General features: G+C 52.2%; 16 protein-coding genes and 1 riboswitch. Of the genes, 3 read left to right on the forward strand and 13 right to left on the reverse strand.

Annotated features, from left to right (window positions below):
- Positions 1-21 precede the first annotated feature (21 nt).
- The 12 genes from gshB to F463_RS0102050 are packed head-to-tail and all read right to left on the reverse strand — an operon-like array spanning position 22 to position 12,175.
- Positions 22-972, reverse strand: a complete 951-nt coding sequence (gshB, locus tag F463_RS0101995) for a glutathione synthase (RefSeq protein WP_018985368.1) — start codon at positions 970-972, stop codon at positions 22-24.
- Between the two features lie 18 nt (positions 973-990).
- The gene (gene gshA, locus F463_RS0102000) at positions 991-2,301 is read right to left on the reverse strand and encodes a glutamate--cysteine ligase (RefSeq protein WP_018985369.1); all 1,311 of its coding nucleotides are present in this window, start codon (positions 2,299-2,301) and stop codon (positions 991-993) included.
- Between the two features lie 32 nt (positions 2,302-2,333).
- Positions 2,334-3,344, reverse strand: a complete 1,011-nt coding sequence (gene lipA / locus F463_RS0102005) for a lipoyl synthase (RefSeq protein WP_018985370.1) — start codon at positions 3,342-3,344, stop codon at positions 2,334-2,336.
- Positions 3,334-3,948, reverse strand: coding sequence for a lipoyl(octanoyl) transferase LipB (gene lipB / locus F463_RS0102010; RefSeq protein WP_018985371.1), 615 nt, complete (start codon positions 3,946-3,948; stop codon positions 3,334-3,336). Before lipB ends, lipA begins: the two co-directional genes overlap by 11 nt.
- Positions 3,949-3,963: 15 nt before the next feature.
- Entirely contained in the window at positions 3,964-4,251 is a 288-nt protein-coding gene (locus tag F463_RS15060; protein WP_018985372.1) for an HP0495 family protein, read from the reverse strand.
- A 22-nt stretch (positions 4,252-4,273) separates the two neighbouring features.
- Entirely contained in the window at positions 4,274-5,413 is a 1,140-nt protein-coding gene (locus tag F463_RS0102020; RefSeq protein WP_483819021.1) for a D-alanyl-D-alanine carboxypeptidase family protein, read from the reverse strand.
- Between the two features lie 41 nt (positions 5,414-5,454).
- Positions 5,455-6,477, reverse strand: coding sequence for a septal ring lytic transglycosylase RlpA family protein (locus F463_RS0102025; protein ID WP_026295223.1), 1,023 nt, complete (start codon positions 6,475-6,477; stop codon positions 5,455-5,457).
- A gap of 25 nt (positions 6,478-6,502) precedes the next feature.
- Positions 6,503-7,600, reverse strand: coding sequence for a rod shape-determining protein RodA (gene rodA / locus F463_RS0102030; RefSeq protein WP_018985376.1), 1,098 nt, complete (start codon positions 7,598-7,600; stop codon positions 6,503-6,505).
- Entirely contained in the window at positions 7,593-9,536 is a 1,944-nt protein-coding gene (gene mrdA / locus F463_RS0102035; protein WP_018985377.1) for a penicillin-binding protein 2, read from the reverse strand. Before mrdA ends, rodA begins: the two co-directional genes overlap by 8 nt.
- 4 nt (positions 9,537-9,540) lie before the next feature.
- Positions 9,541-10,017 (reverse strand): rod shape-determining protein MreD, encoded by a 477-nt coding sequence (gene mreD, locus F463_RS0102040; protein ID WP_018985378.1) that lies wholly within the window; start codon positions 10,015-10,017, stop codon positions 9,541-9,543.
- The gene (gene mreC / locus F463_RS0102045) at positions 10,014-11,102 is read right to left on the reverse strand and encodes a rod shape-determining protein MreC (protein ID WP_018985379.1); all 1,089 of its coding nucleotides are present in this window, start codon (positions 11,100-11,102) and stop codon (positions 10,014-10,016) included. Before mreC ends, mreD begins: the two co-directional genes overlap by 4 nt.
- Before the next feature lie 29 nt (positions 11,103-11,131).
- Complete coding sequence (locus F463_RS0102050) at positions 11,132-12,175, reverse strand: rod shape-determining protein (protein ID WP_018985380.1); 1,044 nt, start codon at positions 12,173-12,175, stop codon at positions 11,132-11,134.
- A 126-nt stretch (positions 12,176-12,301) separates the two neighbouring features.
- Between F463_RS0102050 and gatC the strand changes: the two genes are divergently transcribed.
- From gatC to gatB, 3 genes are read left to right on the forward strand one after another with little or no spacing between them, the layout of a single operon-like run.
- Positions 12,302-12,589: an Asp-tRNA(Asn)/Glu-tRNA(Gln) amidotransferase subunit GatC gene (gene gatC / locus F463_RS0102055; RefSeq protein WP_018985381.1), complete on the forward strand. Its 288-nt coding sequence runs from the start codon at positions 12,302-12,304 to the stop codon at positions 12,587-12,589.
- Between the two features lie 49 nt (positions 12,590-12,638).
- Positions 12,639-14,129, forward strand: coding sequence for an Asp-tRNA(Asn)/Glu-tRNA(Gln) amidotransferase subunit GatA (gene gatA, locus F463_RS0102060; RefSeq protein WP_018985382.1), 1,491 nt, complete (start codon positions 12,639-12,641; stop codon positions 14,127-14,129).
- 1 nt (position 14,130) lies between these two features.
- Positions 14,131-15,576, forward strand: a complete 1,446-nt coding sequence (gene gatB, locus F463_RS0102065) for an Asp-tRNA(Asn)/Glu-tRNA(Gln) amidotransferase subunit GatB (RefSeq protein WP_018985383.1) — start codon at positions 14,131-14,133, stop codon at positions 15,574-15,576.
- A gap of 78 nt (positions 15,577-15,654) precedes the next feature.
- Here gatB and F463_RS0102070 read toward each other — a convergent pair whose 3' ends face one another.
- Positions 15,655-16,062 (reverse strand): hypothetical protein, encoded by a 408-nt coding sequence (locus tag F463_RS0102070; protein WP_018985384.1) that lies wholly within the window; start codon positions 16,060-16,062, stop codon positions 15,655-15,657.
- 137 nt (positions 16,063-16,199) lie between these two features.
- A riboswitch (TPP riboswitch) is annotated at positions 16,200-16,312 on the forward strand.

Consider the following 16,312-nt stretch of genomic DNA (forward strand, 5'->3'; position numbering starts at 1 on the left):
TTGAAGGGGGATCAGTTGAATTTAGGCAACGAGTTGTTCCAACGCCTCAATCATCATGATGGCCGGGTCGCAGGCTGGTGTCCAGTCTTTCGATTGGGTTGCAATCTCCACCATTCCGGTCGGGCTAGTGACATTGACTTCGGTCAGGTAATCACCAATCACGTCTAGTCCGACTAAAAACAGGCCATGCTGTTTCAATACTTTGCCGACAGTATCGGCGATCTCTTTGTCACGGGCACTCAGTGGCTGGGCCACCCCTTTGCCGCCTGCCGCCAGGTTGCCGCGGGTCTCACCTGTTTTGGGGATACGCGCCAGTGCATACGGCAAAGGCTCACCGTTGATGACCAGGATGCGTTTGTCGCCTTTGACGATATCCGGGATATAACGCTGGACCATAATGGTTTGCGTTTGGAACTTTGTGAGTGTTTCCAGGATGGCGTAAATATTTGGGTCATCTTTACGCAACCGGAAAATACCGCTGCCACCCATGCCGTCCAGCGGTTTAACAATAATATCGCCGTGTTCAGCCAGAAACGCCAATATCTTGTCTTGCAGGCTGGTGACGATAAAAGGAGGCGTAAATTGTGGAAAGCGCGCCACAGACAGTTTTTCGTTCCAACCACGGATGGCGGCTGGGTCGTTGATGATGCGTGCGCCTTGCTGTTGCGCCAGTTCAAGCAGATAAGTGGTGTATAAATATTCGTTATCAAATGGCGGGTCTTTGCGCATGAGCACCGCGTCAAAATTGGCCGGGGAGACGGTGGATTTGTCACTGGTTTTCCAGCTGCCATCCACATGAAATGCAAAAGTCTGTGCATCTACAGTGACCACTTCGTGCTGTAACTGCCAGTCATGCTGCTCACATACCCAGAGGTCATGACCCCTTGCCTGCGCAGCACGCATCATGGCGAGGCTGGTATCTTTATAAGTGACTAGCGCGTCTAGCGGATCCAGAATAAACAGCAGCTTCATGAGGCGTCCCGGCGATGTTTATGCGTTTAAAGGGTCATTTTCCTGCAATTCCATGCCTGCGGCCAACAGCGCCAGGCGGGCAACCACGCCATACGCATAAAAGCGGTTGGGTGGCGCGTCAGGCGCGCCGGCACAGTCGGGCAGGGTACAGGGCTTTTCAAACGCCAATGGTACAAAATGCATGCCTGGCGCATTCAGGTTTTCATCAACGCCACGGCTGGTATGCACACGGTAAAAACCACCGACGACAAAATGGTCCATCATATACACCACTGGCTCGGCCACGGCATCATTGATGGTTTCAAAAGTGTAGACGCCTTCCTGGATCATGACTTCAGACACTTCCATGCCTTCTTTAATGACCGACATTTTGTTGCGGGTTTTGCGGTTGAGGTCACGTACTTCGTCAGCGGACTTGACACTCATGATGCCCATGCCATAAGTACCGGCGTCGGCTTTGACAATGGCAAAGGGCTGATGCGTAATGCCGTATTCATCATATTTGGCCTGGATTTTTTTGAGGATGGCATCGACTTTTTCTGCCAGCACGTCTTCCCCCACTCTATTGTGGAAATCGATGCCGCTGGCCGTATCAAAATACGGGTTTAGCAACCAGGAGTCGATATCCAGCAATTTGGAAAACCCATCCACCACTTTGTCGTAAGCCTTAAAGTGTTGTGATTTACGGCGCGTGAACCAGCCTGCGTGCAGGGGCGGAATCAGGTTTTGTTCCAGGCCTTTCAGCATATCAGGAACCCCGCCGGATAAGTCGTTGTTGAGCAGGATGGCACAGCTATCAAATGCCGGATAATCCACCCCTTCAAATGAGACAGGTTTCAGTTGCAGGCGGTTTTTCACACGCACCAGAGGCTCCAGGATCAATGGCAGGCCATCATGGGTTTCTAGCCTGGTGATTTCGGTGATCTCGGGGGAGAGGCTGCCGACACGGACTTCCATGCCCGCAGCCTTGAGGATGTTGCATAGTTCGACCACATTACGCAGATAATAGGTATTGCGTGTATGGTTTTCAGGAATCAGTAATAAGCGGCGGGCATCCGGGCAGATTTTTTCAACTGCCATTTGCGCGGCCTGCACAGAAAGGCTTAAAAAATCCGGATTTAAATTATTGAATCCTCCCGGAAACAGGTTGGTATCCACGGGCGCAATCTTAAAGCCTGAGTTACGTAAATCTACACTGGCATAAAAAGGGGCTGCCACTTCTTGCCACTGCGTACGGAACCAGTGCTCAATATCCGGCATGGCTTGCAGTATGCGTTTTTCCAGCGCGACCAGGGGGCCGCTCAGCGCGGTGGTTAAATGGGGAACCATCATTGCTCCTGTAATTATTTTATGCGGCGTGGTCAGGCCAGCCTGCTTTCTGTCGATGTTTGCTCAATCACGGCATGGGCCTGCTGATCGGCATGGTAGCTGCTACGCACCATGGGTCCACTGGCAGCATTGTCAAAGCCCAGGGCATCTGCCTGTTCTTTAAACCAGGCAAAGGTATCGGGGGTCACGTAGCGCAACACTGGTAAATGGTGCACGCTGGGTTGCAGGTATTGGCCTAGCGTCAGCATGCTGACGCCATGCGCGCGCAAGTCACGCATGACCTCAAGAATTTCCTCGTCAGTCTCCCCAAGCCCCAGCATCAGGCCAGACTTGGTGGGGACATCCGGATACATTTCGCTGAATTGCTTGAGCAGATCAAGAGAGTGCTGGTAATCAGAACCAGGGCGTGCCTGTTTATAAAGGCGCGGCACGGTTTCCAGGTTATGGTTCATGACATCTGGCGGGGCTTCACGCAAGATTTTAAGCGAGACATCCAGGCGGCCACGAAAGTCGGGGACCAGAATCTCGATTTTGATATGTGGCGATTGCTGGCGGATGGCGCGTATGCAGTCAACAAAGTGCTGGGCACCGCCATCTGGCAAATCGTCGCGGTCGACCGAGGTCACCACCACATAGCGCAGTTTCATCTGGGCAATGGTACGTGCCAGGTTTTCTGGTTCTTTGGGATCAGGAGGTAAGGGTTTGCCATGCGCGACATCGCAGAATGGGCAGCGGCGTGTGCAGATATCGCCCAGAATCATGAAGGTGGCAGTGCCGCCACTAAAGCATTCGCCAATATTGGGGCAACTGGCTTCTTCACAGACAGTGTGCAAGTTGTTGTCGCGCAATACCTGTTTGATTTCCTGGAAGCGGGCCGAATCAGGCACCTTCATGCGTATCCATTCCGGTTTGCGTAGCATGGGTTGCGGCACAATCTTGATCGGGATACGCGAGGTCTTGGCGGCATCAATTTCTTTAACGCCTGCTATTTTTTTCGCCGGGCGCTCGCTCGCAGGATGCTCTGGGGTCGAATTATCTGACATGCGTCAGTTTCTCTTTCAATCGTTGGGTTAAATCAGCGGCAATGTCAGGCATCTGCAGCGCAATATTCAAATCCCGGGTTTGTGTCATTTGCATGCCAGCATAACCGCAAGGGTCAATCTCGGCAAATGGTTGCAAATCCATCTCAATATTCAAGCTCAGGCCATGATAACAGCACTGGTTTTTCAGGCGTAATCCTAGCGAAGCGATTTTTTTGCCTTCCACATATACGCCGGGTGCATCTGCACGCGCTTGCGCGGAGATACCATGCGCTGCCAGAAACGCTATCAGGCTGTTTTCCAAGATGGAGACGAGTTGCCGTACATTCAAGTGGCTGCGTGCCAGATCAATCAGGCAGTAAATAATGAGTTGGCCGGGGCCGTGATAAGTGATTTTGCCGCCGCGGTCTACATTCACGAGCGGGATGTTATTTTGAGGCAAGCGCACCCCACGCCGGTTCAAGCCCAGCGTATAGACTGGCGGATGCTCGGTGACCCAAAGCTGGTCAGGCGTCTCCGGGCCACGCTGCGCAGTAAAAGCCTGCATGTCGGCCAGCGTCGCAGCATACTCAGTCAGACCCAGCTGGCGGATTTCCAGGGCAGGCATGGAAAGCAAAGGGGATTACAGCACAACCTTGACCATCGGGTGTGAGGTCAGGCTGCGATAGATATCGTCCAGTTGTGGCTTGGAGGTGACATACACCAGGCAGGTCAGGCTCAGGTACTTGCCGTTGCTGCTGCCACGGATTTCGATCAGGTGCGTATCGAAATCGGGCCAGTGCGCCTGGATAGTACGTGTGATTTCACGTGCAAAATCATCATGCGTTTCGCCCATGACCTTGATCGGGAAGTTGGTCGGAAACTCAATCAGGGTTTCTTCTACATCTGGCAATGGCTCTAACTTGGTCATGGTTACCTACCTCAGGTGATGATTACTGCAAATACAGTCGGACCTGGTCTATCATGCGCGAGAAGATATTGCTGGCTTCTACCGCGTGTGAGGTGACCAAGGGTACGCTATGCACGACTTTGCCACCCAGGCTGAAATCGACAGAACCGACTTTTTGATGTGCGGTTAAGGGCGCCTCCAGTGGTTTGGGAATGCGTATATTCGCCTTCATATTGGCATACTCGCCTTGAGGCAAGGTTAAATACACAGACTTGGCCACGGTCAAATCAACTTCGCTTTCAGTCCCTTTCCAGACTTTCTGGCGCGTAATCGGTTTGTTGGCTGCATAAATCAGCTTGGATTCGTAAAACTGGAAACCAAAATTCAGCAGCTTTTGGCTTTCAGCTGCACGTACATTATCTGAAGTGGTGCCGAGGACCACAGAAATCAAGCGGAAGTCGTTCCGTTTTGCCGAGGAAATCAGGCAATAACCAGCAGATTCCGTATGCCCGGTTTTCATGCCATCCACCGTGGGGTCGAGAAACAGCAGGCGGTTACGGTTAGGTTGCGTAATCTTGTTATAGGTATAAGACTTTTGTGAATACAGGCGTGCATAATCCTGAGGGAAGTCACGGATCAAGGCATTAGCCAGGATAGACAAGTCGCGGGCGGTCGTCGTATGGGTGGGGTCGGGCAAACCAGTGGAATTGACAAAGTGGCTGTTCTTCATGCCCAAGGCAATGGCCTTTTTGTTCATGAGGGTGGCAAACAGCTCTTCACTGCCGGCAATGCCTTCTGCCAGCGTAATGGCAGCATCATTGCCTGACTGGATAATCAGGCCATGCAGCAACTCATCCACCGTGACGGTCATGGTAGTGTCGATAAACATCTTGGAACCTTCGACTTTCCAGGCTTTCTGGCTCACCGGCAAGGTCTGCGTGAGTGCAAGGCGCTTTTGCTTCACTGCTTCAAAGGTGAGGTAAGCCGTCATCACCTTGGTCAATGAGGCAGGTTCTACCGGCATATCCGGGTTGCTGGCGGCCAGCAGGCTGCCAGTGTTGGCGTCGCGTAATACAAACGCTTTGGCAGCCAACGTCGGGGTGGGCACATTGCCAGTGATGGCTTCAGCCGCCACAGTCATTAAAGGAATAGAAAGTAGAAAAGCAATACAAGAACGCCACATGGTCATCATTTAACGAGAAAAAATACTTTAACGAGAAAAAGTTACCGGGAAAATATTAGCGCAGGTAACTGCAGTTGGTCACGCATCTGACTCGCGGCCTTTGCCGCTAATGCGTGATCTGGATAGGGCCCCAGCACGATCTGGAACACTTTGCCATTATACACCTTGTTGAGCAGTGATTGTGTTTCGGGCAAGGCGCTAAAAATGCGTTGTTGCAGGCGGTCTGCATTCTCCTCCTGGCCAAAAGCCCCTACCTGCACATATATTCCATTGGTCTCCAGTGCAGAAGCGGGTTTTGTCGATGTGACAGTGCGAGTGACTTGTACAACCTCTTTGCTGGACGTTTGCATGTCTACATTCGGTTGCGCCGTCGTCACGGCGGTGTCTAATGGTTGCGATGGATCTATCAATGTCACCTGTACCTGGGCCGAGCCATGGCGGATGATATCCAGCTGTTTGGCAGCGGCATAAGAAAGGTCAATGATGCGGTCGCGACCAAAAGGGCCACGGTCATTGACACGTGCCATGATGGTTTTGCCATTGCTCAGGTTTGTGATGCGCACATAACATGGAATCGGTAGGGTTCTGTGTGCAGCTGTTAATTTAAACATGTCATACGCCTCACCGCTGGCTGTTTTGCGGCCATGAAACTTTTTACCGTACCAGGAAGCATGGCCCGTCTGTGTAAAGGGCGTATTTATCTCGGACATGGGCGTCACCGTTTCACCGTTGACGATGTAAGGCTTGGTGGTCCCTTTGACAATCGGCTCCAGTTTAGGGGTGACAGATGTTTCCAGCGGGGTATTCGGGTCTATACCGTCAGTGGGGTTTCCAGTGGTTTCCGGTTTGGGATCTATATTAATGATTTTGGGTCCGCTGCCCAACGGGTAGGTGTTGGGGGGAGTCGTCATGGTGGTGCCAGGCGTTGCAGGGCGCTCTGATGGCATAGGCTTTGTTGCGGGCGTTACTGATGGCGGCGTTTGCCGTGGCGGCATGCTGCTGTTACAAGCCGCCAGCCAGGCCGCCAGCATCAGGATACTTAATCGTTGCAAGTAAGATGACATCTAAATCCTTGGTGTTCGTAGATGGCTAATCCGTGGCGACCAGCCGCTTGTGCGACTGCACACTCATCAGTAAGCCCATGCTCAACCCCAATGTCAGCAATGAGGTACCACCATAGCTGACCAGCGGTAAGGGAATGCCGACCACGGGCAGGATGCCACTCACCATGCCCATATTCACAAAACAGTAGGTGAAAAAAGTAGCGGCGATACTGCCTGCCAGCAATCGGGCAAAAGTACTCTTGGCTTGTGACGCGATAATGAAGGCGCGGCCAATAATGATGGTAAACAGCAGCAGTAGCAAGCTACACCCAACCAGCCCAAACTCTTCGGCAAACACAGCAAAAATAAAGTCAGTAGTCCGCTCGGGGACGAAGTCCAGCTGCGATTGGGTACCATTGAGCCAGCCTTTACCGGTCATGCCGCCAGAACCAATGGCAATAGTGGCCTGGATGATATGGTAACCGGCCCCTAATGGATCCTGGCTGGGATCTATGAGGATTTCAACGCGGCGGCGCTGGTAATCATGCAGCATGGACCACAGGATAGGGAGGGCAGCACCAAAGGCAATCGCGCTACCGAAAATAAATTTCCAGCTCAGCCCCGCGAGGAAAATGACATAAAAGCCGGAGGCAAACACCAGAGTGGCTGTGCCCAGGTCTGGCTGTTTGGCGATCAGCAATACCGGGACTAGCAAAATCACACCTGCAACCACATAATCTGCGGTTCGCAACATGCTCTCGCGTTTGGAGAAATACCAGGCAAGCATGATAGGCACAGCCAGCTTCATGAGTTCCGAAGGTTGTATTTTAGTGATACCAAGGTTCAGCCAACGGCGTGCGCCATGACTAATATCGCCAATCAGTGCGACAGCAATCAGCAGGGTCAGCCCAAGCAGGTAGGCTGGCAAGGCGATGCGTTCTATGTGCTGTGGCTGTGTGTTGGCCACCAGTAGCATCACAACCATCATGACCACAATATTAATCAGCTGCGCGTTCACCTTGAGCAGGGATTGTCCTGACGCGCTATACAGCACCATGAGTGCCACCACTAACACCATCAGCACAGTCGCCAGCAGGATGGAATCGATATGCCGGATAAAGTGGCCTATCCATTGTCTAATCATGAGGTTCCTCCTCTACTTCAGGCGCATTAATCACAGTGCTGTCCGGCGCTGGTGCTGTGCTGGGGTCAACGGTAGGATCAACAGGTACTTTACCCAGCAGGTAGTAATCCATGGCTTTGCGTGCAATTGGACCAGCTGTCGAACCGCCATGGCTACCGTTTTCCACAATCACTGCGATAGCAATTTTGGGGTCTTCCGCCGGTGCGTAAGCGATAAACCAGGCATGGTCGCGGTGACGTTCTGCAATCAGTTTTTCGTTATATTTCTCGTTCTGTTTGATACCCACCACTTGTGCTGTCCCGGTTTTGGCCGCAATGTCATAGCCTGCATTGGCCCCGACAGCTGCTGCTGTCCCGCCGGGCCGCGTAACGTCCATCATGCCCAGCTTGACGATTTCCAGATTCTCCGCGTTCAGGGTGAGCTGGTCTGCAGTCGTGTGTGGCAGCATTTTTACCTGGTTGGTTTTGGCATCGACGATAGCGTTGACCAGATGCGGGCGGATAGCCTTGCCGTTATTGGCCAGCGTCGCCGTCGCATAAGCCAATTGCATGGGCGTGACCAGGGTGTATCCCTGGCCGATACCGACAATCACGGTTTCGCCCATATACCATGGTTGCTTGAAGCGTTTTTGCTTCCAGGCGGGGGTAGGCAGTAAGCCGGATAACTCGCCCTGAATATCGATATTAGTTTTTTCGCCAAAACCAAAGTGGCGTACAAAGTCAGTCAGGCGCTCGATCCCCAGCTCAACCGCCAGGCCGTAGAAAAACGTATCACAAGAGACGGTGATGGCTTTGCGCATATCGACGGCACCATGGCCGGAAGGCTTCCAGTCGCGGTAACGGTGGCGGCTATTAGGCAGCATGAAATAACCGGGGTCGCTGATGGTAAAGGGCGGCTGGCGTTTACCTGATTCCAGTCCGGCCAATGCGACAAACGGCTTGAAGGTAGAGCCAGGCGGATAGATGCCCTTGAGTGAGCGGTTAATCAGGGGTTTGTCAGGCGAGTTATTCAGGTTGTTCCAGTTGTCGTAATCAATGCCATCCACAAACAGGTTGGCATCGAATGAGGGCATGCTCACCATGGCCAATACTTCACCGGTTTTCGGTTGAATGGCGACCAGTGCGCCACGGCGTCCGGCAAATTCATGCTCAACGATTTCCTGCAACTTGGCATCCATGGAGAGCACAATATTGTTGCCGGAAGTGGGTGAGGCGCTTGAAAGCACACGCACGGCGCGGCCATCGGCATCAATCTCCACCTGTTGGAAACCGGTGATGCCATGTAACTCAGCTTCGTAGGCCTGCTCTACACCAGATTTGCCAATGTGCTCAGTGCCTTTGTAGTTGGAGAGCTGGTTGTTTTCCTTGAGCTGCTTCAGATCATTTTCGTTGATGCGGCTGATGTAGCCTATGCCATGCGTCCCCAGCGTGCCATAGGGATAATGGCGGAATAGCCGCGACTTGAGCTCCACCCCGGGGAAGCGGAAGCGGTTGACGGCAAATTTTGCCGCTTCGTATTCATTGAGGTGGGTGCGGATGGGGATGCTTTCAAAAGTGTGGCTTTGTGCGCGGAGTTTTTTGAAGCGTTTTAAATCAGTGGCAGAGATTTCAACCAGCTCGCCCAGTTCGGCAATCGTATCCTGCAGGTCATCTGTTTTTGAAGGCGTGATTTCCAGCGTATAGACAAAAAAATTGTGTGCCAGAATAATACCGTTGCGGTCTGAGATGAGGCCGCGGTTTGGCGTAATCGGCACAATCGAAATCCGGTTGTTTTCTGCCAGCGTCTGGTAGTAATCGTAGCGGTAGACCTGAAGGAAGTAAAAACGACCCAGCAATGCAGAAAAAGCAGTGAGAACCAGTAATATCAGGAAAACCAGACGAACCCGGAACTTGTGCTGTTCGTTTAGATGGTTTTTGAGTTCGGTGCTATACCCCATGTGCTTATAACTTCTTTGGACGCGTCAGTTCGCCAAACCAGATAATCATGAATTGCCACAGTATCAGGTCGGAAATGACGGGCAGGCCATAAGTCCAGTCTGGTATTTCCCCGCCTGCAAACAATTTGAGCAGCAGAATCAGTGCACGCTGCACGCCAAACAGGAAAATGACGTATAAATAAAGTTGCCAGCGGTTGAACAACACTAGCCTACGCTGGTAAATCAGGCCCAGAAAAGCGGTGATGGCAAAGGTGAGCGCATGCTGGCCTAGCAAGCTGCCGGTAGAGAGATCCACTAGCAAGCCGGCAAACCATACCCAGCCAATATTGCAGTGATAAGGTGCCTGCAATAGCCAGTAAATCATGATCACCAGCAAAAAATCTGGCCGGATGATGATGCCGGAATTAGACCAAGGGTATAGCTGGAAGATCAGCCCCACCAGCATGGTAAACACGATAGTACTGAATTTGACCGGTTTCATGGATGCTCCGGCGCGACAGGCGCGGGGGTGTTCTCGGGTGTTAACCCTTGGCTGTTGGTGTTCGCTTCAGGTACGCCTGTGTCGAGCACTGGCGTTTCGGTAACCGGATGTGGATCCACCGCAGCATTATTTTTTTGCAATACATCGACCACGGACTGATCAAGGTGCTGGGCATTATTGCGTGGCAAGAAAGGCCTGTTTTCGTTGGTTTGGTTAATCACCGGTGAATCTGGCACCTTGAGAATCAATACGTGTTTATGATTGTTTACACCAGCAATCGGGCGGCTGATGATTTTGGCAAAGGGGGAGTCTTGGCTTTGCTTGATCTGGGTCACCACAGCCACCGCCAGGCCGGCCGGATAGACGCCATCAATGCCGGAAGTCACCAGTTTGTCACCCACCTTGATATCCACGCTTGTAGGCAAGTAAGGAATATCCAGTGTATTACGCTTGCCTTCGCCAAAGGCAATGGCCCGCAGTTGGTTCCGTTCGATCTGGATAGGGATGGATAATTTTTTGTCAGTGATCAGCGTTACTTCGCTGGTGTATGGATAAACGCGGGTGATCTGGCCTACCACCCCTTGCTCATCAACCACCGCCTGGCCCGGCGTAATCTGGTGACGACTCCCCCGGTTGAGAGTGATGATATTGCTGAAAGGGTCGCGCCCCATATGCATCACTTCACCCAAAGTGGCTTGTGGAATGATCGGTGCATCTCCGGCCAGCAGGGTGCGCAAATGTGCGTTCTCGGCATCGACTGTCGCCAGGCGTTGCAAGGCGGCGTGGTCTATCAGGGCTTGTTGTTTGAGTTTGAAATTATCCTGGATTAGCTGGTTATGCGAGCTGAAGTAGGTGTTGATGTTGCGGGCCCACTCATTGGGGGCGCTGGCAACCACCTCCAGTGGGTGTAATGCGGTACTGAACCATTGCCTGACCTGGCCGAGGTAATCGAACCGCGCATCGACGGCCATCATAACCAGAGACAGCGCGCAAAAAAACATCAGGCGTGGAAAAGGCTTGGGTCCCTGGATAAAAAAAGCCGGGGATTCCTGCGGGTCAAGCTGTTGGTGTATGCCTTTTAGCATGATCGGGGATGCGCCAACGTTGCCCCGTATTATTCGCTAGCAAAAACGTTGCCCAGCTTGTCCATTTCTTCAAGGGCACGCCCACAACCGCGCGCCACACAGGTCAACGGGTCTTCCGCCACAATGACAGGCAGGCCGGTTTCTTCAACCAGCAGGCGATCCAGGTCACGCAGCAAGGCGCCACCACCGGTCAGTACCATGCCTTTTTCTGCAATATCGGCACCTAGTTCTGGTGGGGTTTGTTCCAGGGCAGATTTCACAGCGCCGACTATGGAGTTTAATGGCTCTGTCAATGCTTCCAGGATTTCATTACTGGAAATGGTGAATTTACGTGGCAAACCTTCTGCCAGGTTGCGGCCGGTGACTTCCATTTCGAGCACTTCTGAACCAGGGAAGGCAGAGCCGATACGTTTCTTGATCGCTTCAGCGGTAGGCTCGGAGATTTGCATGCCGTAGTTACGGCGGATGTAATCAATAATCGCCTGGTCAAACTTGTCACCACCCACGCGCTCTGACTTGGCGTAAACAATACCGCCCAGTGAAATCACGCCCACTTCGGTGGTGCCACCGCCGATATCCACCACCATGGAGCCGGTCGCTTCCGCCACGGGCATATCGGCACCAATGGCCGCTGCCATCGGCTCTTCAATCAGGAATACCTGTTTGGCACCCGCGCGCTCGGCGGATTCTTTAATGGCACGGCGTTCAACCTGGGTGGAGCCTACCGGCACGCAGATGATGATGCGTGGGCTAGGCGAGAACCAGCGGGACTCGTGGACTTTGCGGATAAAAAACTTGAGCATTTGCTCGGTGATGGTGAAGTCGGCAATCACACCATCTTTCATCGGGCGGATGGCCTGGATATTGGCCGGTGCGCGGCCTAGCATGCTTTTAGCGTCAGAACCGACGGCCAGCAATACTTTTTTGCCGTTAGGGCCGCCTTCGGTACGGATTGCCACCACCGAAGGTTCATCCAGCACGACACCTTTGCCGCGCACATAAATCAGGGTGTTGGCGGTGCCTAAGTCAATGGCAAGGTCATTGGAGAAGTAGCTGTTGAGTGAACCGAACATGTTTTATCCTGTGAATATACTGATTTGGCGCTGCCCGCTGGGTGCGGCATAAAATCAAGGTATAATAGCGCAAAACGCACATGAATTTAAGATGTACTTTCAAAATCTTACAGACAATTAACCCACATGGCACTGAATCTTGACGATATCAAGCGCATCGCTCACCTGGCCCGTATCGAGGTCAGCGACAATGAGGCGCAAGAAACCCTGAACAAACTTTCCGGTATCCTCGGTTTGATCGAGCAAATGCAGGCAGTCGATACCACCGGTATCGAGCCAATGTCGCACTCGCAAGATGTGACGCAGCGTCTGCGTGAAGACGTGGTCACTGCCACCAATCAGCGCGAGCTGTTTCAATCGATTGCCCCGGCGACACAGGATGGCTTGTACCTGGTGCCAAAAGTCATTGAATAACAGCGTGTGCTCCAAGCGAAGTTCACGCCACTAACCTATAGATACAGCTATGATCAACAGCAGTCTTAAACAGCTGGGCCAGCAGTTGGCCAGCAAACAAGTTTCCAGTGTCGAGCTCACGCAAGCTTACTTGCAGCGTATGGCACAGCTCAACCCGACCATCAATGCCTACGTCACCATAGATGAAGATAAAACTCTGGCGCAGGCCAAAGCAGCCGATACACGTATTGCGGCTGGTGATTTCGGGCCGTTGACTGGTATCCCTTTGGCACAAAAAGATATTTTCTGTGCCAAGGGCTGGCGCACCACTTGCAGCTCGAAAATGCTGGAGACCTTTATTTCTCCGTATGATGCGCATGTGATCAGCCAATTTGATGCGGCGGGTGCGGTGAACCTGGGTAAAACCAATATGGATGAGTTCGCCATGGGTTCTTCCAACGAAACCAGTTATTTTGGCGGCGTGAAAAATCCGTGGGATTTTGACCGCGTGCCAGGCGGCAGCTCGGGCGGATCTGCGGCAGCCGTGGCAGCTCGCTTGTGTGCGGCGGCGACGGGTACCGATACTGGCGGTTCGATTCGCCAGCCTGCGTCCTTGTGCGGTTTTACCGGCCTCAAACCTACTTACGGCCTGGTGTCGCGTTACGGCATGATTGCATTTGCATCATCACTCGACCAAGCCGGGCCCATGGCCAAGTCTGCCGAAGACTGTGCCTTGATGCTGAATGTCATGGCCGGTTTTGACGAGCGTGATTCCACCAGTGTGAACCGCCAAAAAGAAGACTACACGCGTGGCCTGACCAGCATGACTGGCGACCAGCCGCTCAAAGGTCTGCGTATCGGGTTGCCTAAAGAGTACTTTGCCGAAGGCCTGAATGCCGACGTAGCCAAAGTCATTGAAACCGCAATTGCAGAATACAAAAAATTGGGCGCTGAGATTGTGGAAGTCAGCTTGCCTAACAATAATCTGTCGATTCCAGTGTATTACGTGCTGGCGCCAGCCGAGGCTTCGAGCAACCTGTCACGTTACGATGGCGTGCGCTATGGCCACCGTGCGGCTGAGTACAATGACCTGCTTGAAATGTATATGAAATCACGTGCCGAAGGGTTTGGTGCCGAGGTCAAGCGCCGTATCCTGATCGGCACTTATGTGTTGAGCGCGGGGTATTACGACGCCTACTACCTCAAGGCACAAAAAATTCGTCGCCTGATCGCGCAAGACTTTGTCGAAGCCTTTAAGCACTGTGATGTGATCATGGGGCCGGCTGCACCTTCCACCGCTTTTAAGGCTGGCGAAAAGACCAGTGACCCGGTTGCGATGTATCTGGAAGATTTGTACACCATTGCCGTCAACCTGGCTGGTTTGCCAGGCATGAGTATCCCGGCAGGGTTTGCGACCAGTAGCGAAGGCAAGGCATTGCCAGTCGGTTTGCAGATTATTGGTAATTATTTTGATGAGGCGCGCATGCTTAATGTCGGACATGCCTATCAACAAGTGACAGACTGGCATACACGCATGCCAGCCGGTTTGGAGAACATCTAACATGCAGTGGGAAGTCGTGATCGGGTTGGAAACCCACGTACAGTTACAAACCAAGTCCAAGCAGTTCAGTGGTGCTTCTACGACCTATGGTGCTGAGCCAAACACCCAGGCTTGCGAAGTGAGTATCGCCTTACCTGGCGTATTGCCTGTGCTCAACAAAAAAGCGGTCGAATGCGCCATCAAGTTTGGCCTGGCGATTGATGCCGAGATGGCACCGCGCAGTGTGTTCTCCCGTAAGAATTACTTTTATCCTGATTTGCCCAAAGGTTACCAGATCAGCCAGTTTGAGCTACCTGTGGTGGGTAAAGGCCAAATCACGATACAAGTGCCAGCAGGTAAAAATACCCAAGCCTACGAAAAAGTCATCAATATTACCCGTGCCCATCTCGAAGAAGATGCAGGTAAATCGGTGCATGGTGCCGTTGAGGGCATGTCCGGCATTGATTTGAACCGTGCTGGTACGCCACTGCTGGAAATTGTGACCGAACCCGACATGCGTAGCGCGGCTGAAGCTGTGGCTTACGCCAAAAAACTGCACGAACTGGTGCAGTGGATAGGCATTTGCGATGGCAACATGCAGGAAGGTTCTTTCCGCTGTGATGTGAACGTCTCCGTGCGTCCGAAAGGCACAGAGAAGTTTGGCACGCGCCGTGAGATCAAAAACCTCAACTCGTTCAAGTTCATGCAACAAGCCATCGAGTACGAAACCCAGTGGCAAATTGAAACGCTGGAAGATGGTGGCACAATCCAGCAGGCAACGGTGCTGTTTAATCCGGATACCGGTGAAACGCGTGCCATGCGAACCAAGGAAGAGGCCAATGATTACCGGTACTTCCCTGATCCTGATTTGCTGCCCTTAGAAGTGACAGAAGCTGACAAGGCGCGAGTAAAGGCTGAGATGCCGGAATTGCCACAAGCTTTGCAGGCGCGTTTGATTAGTGAGTACCAACTCTCCAGTTATGATGCCAGCACGCTGACATCCTCACGTAGCCTGGCGGATTATTTTGTATCGTTAGTCAATGCGGGTGCCGAGCCAAAACAAGCCGCCAACTGGGTAATGGGTGCGTTGTCGGCAAAACTCAACGCTGAAGAAAGAACCATCGTTGATAGTCCAGTGACTGCTGTGCAATTAGCAGCCTTGCTCAAACGCATTGCCGATAACACTATTTCTAATAATGCCGCCAAGCAGGTGTTTGAAGGCTTGTGGGCCGGTGAAGGCGAAGTCGACGCCATTATTGAAGCCAAAGGCCTCAAGCAAGTGTCAGATACTGGCGCCATTGAAGCGATTATCAATGAAGTGCTGGCGGCCAACCAAGCCATGGTTGATGAATACAAATCCGGTAAGGAAAAAGCGTTTAATGCCTTGGTAGGGCAGTGCATGAAAGCCAGCAAGGGTAAAGCCAATCCGGCCCAGGTCAATGAGACGCTTAAGAAAATGCTTGGTTAACTTTTGAGTGATACGACTTTCCTCATTAAAAAACCCCGCAATAGCGGGGTTTTTTAATGGCAACTGATTGACCGCTACTTAATGACACAATGCGTGGCAAAGCAGTTGATAGCAAATTGTCAGGAAGCCTACGGTTGTAATGACAAAACTCAATGCAGAAAAGACTCTCCACTTGGTTTTGCTCCAGAAGTCTGTGTCAAAGGCAGCGATGGTAAAAATGGTCGGGTTGGTAAAACCGCCAACGGCAACACAGACACAGGCGAAATAGTGCAATTCCACCCCCGCTGCCTTGGCCGCACCAAAAAATCCCAGGTTAAATAATGCCATCAAGGCATAGTCGACGTGGGCGCGTATCATGGTTTTGTAGTCGACCAGAAAATCGCCATCGATCCCCTTGATGGGGAACCAGCGGGCAAACGTCATCAACCATGCTGACAAAATTAAGGCGGTGGCGCACGCAACTGCACCGATTAATAACACTTCCATATGATCTCTCCTGAGTTCCCGATTGAAATAATCCCGGTAGTTTTTATAGTCGGGTGGTGTGATTGTAGACAGATCTGTCTACTTGTCAAGAGGAGGTCGTTTCTGCTTGCGTTATGAGGCGTTTTCCCGCACAATTCGTTCGTTGCTAGGGGTCTGTAAATTCTTCATTTTCTGAAAGTTTTGCAGTGAGAGTTACCCTTCGAACCTGATGTGGTTGATACCATCGTAGGGAATGCAAACCTCCACATGC

The sequence above is a fragment of the Methylophilus methylotrophus DSM 46235 = ATCC 53528 genome (assembly GCF_000378225.1).
GTDB lineage: Bacteria > Pseudomonadota > Gammaproteobacteria > Burkholderiales > Methylophilaceae > Methylophilus > Methylophilus methylotrophus.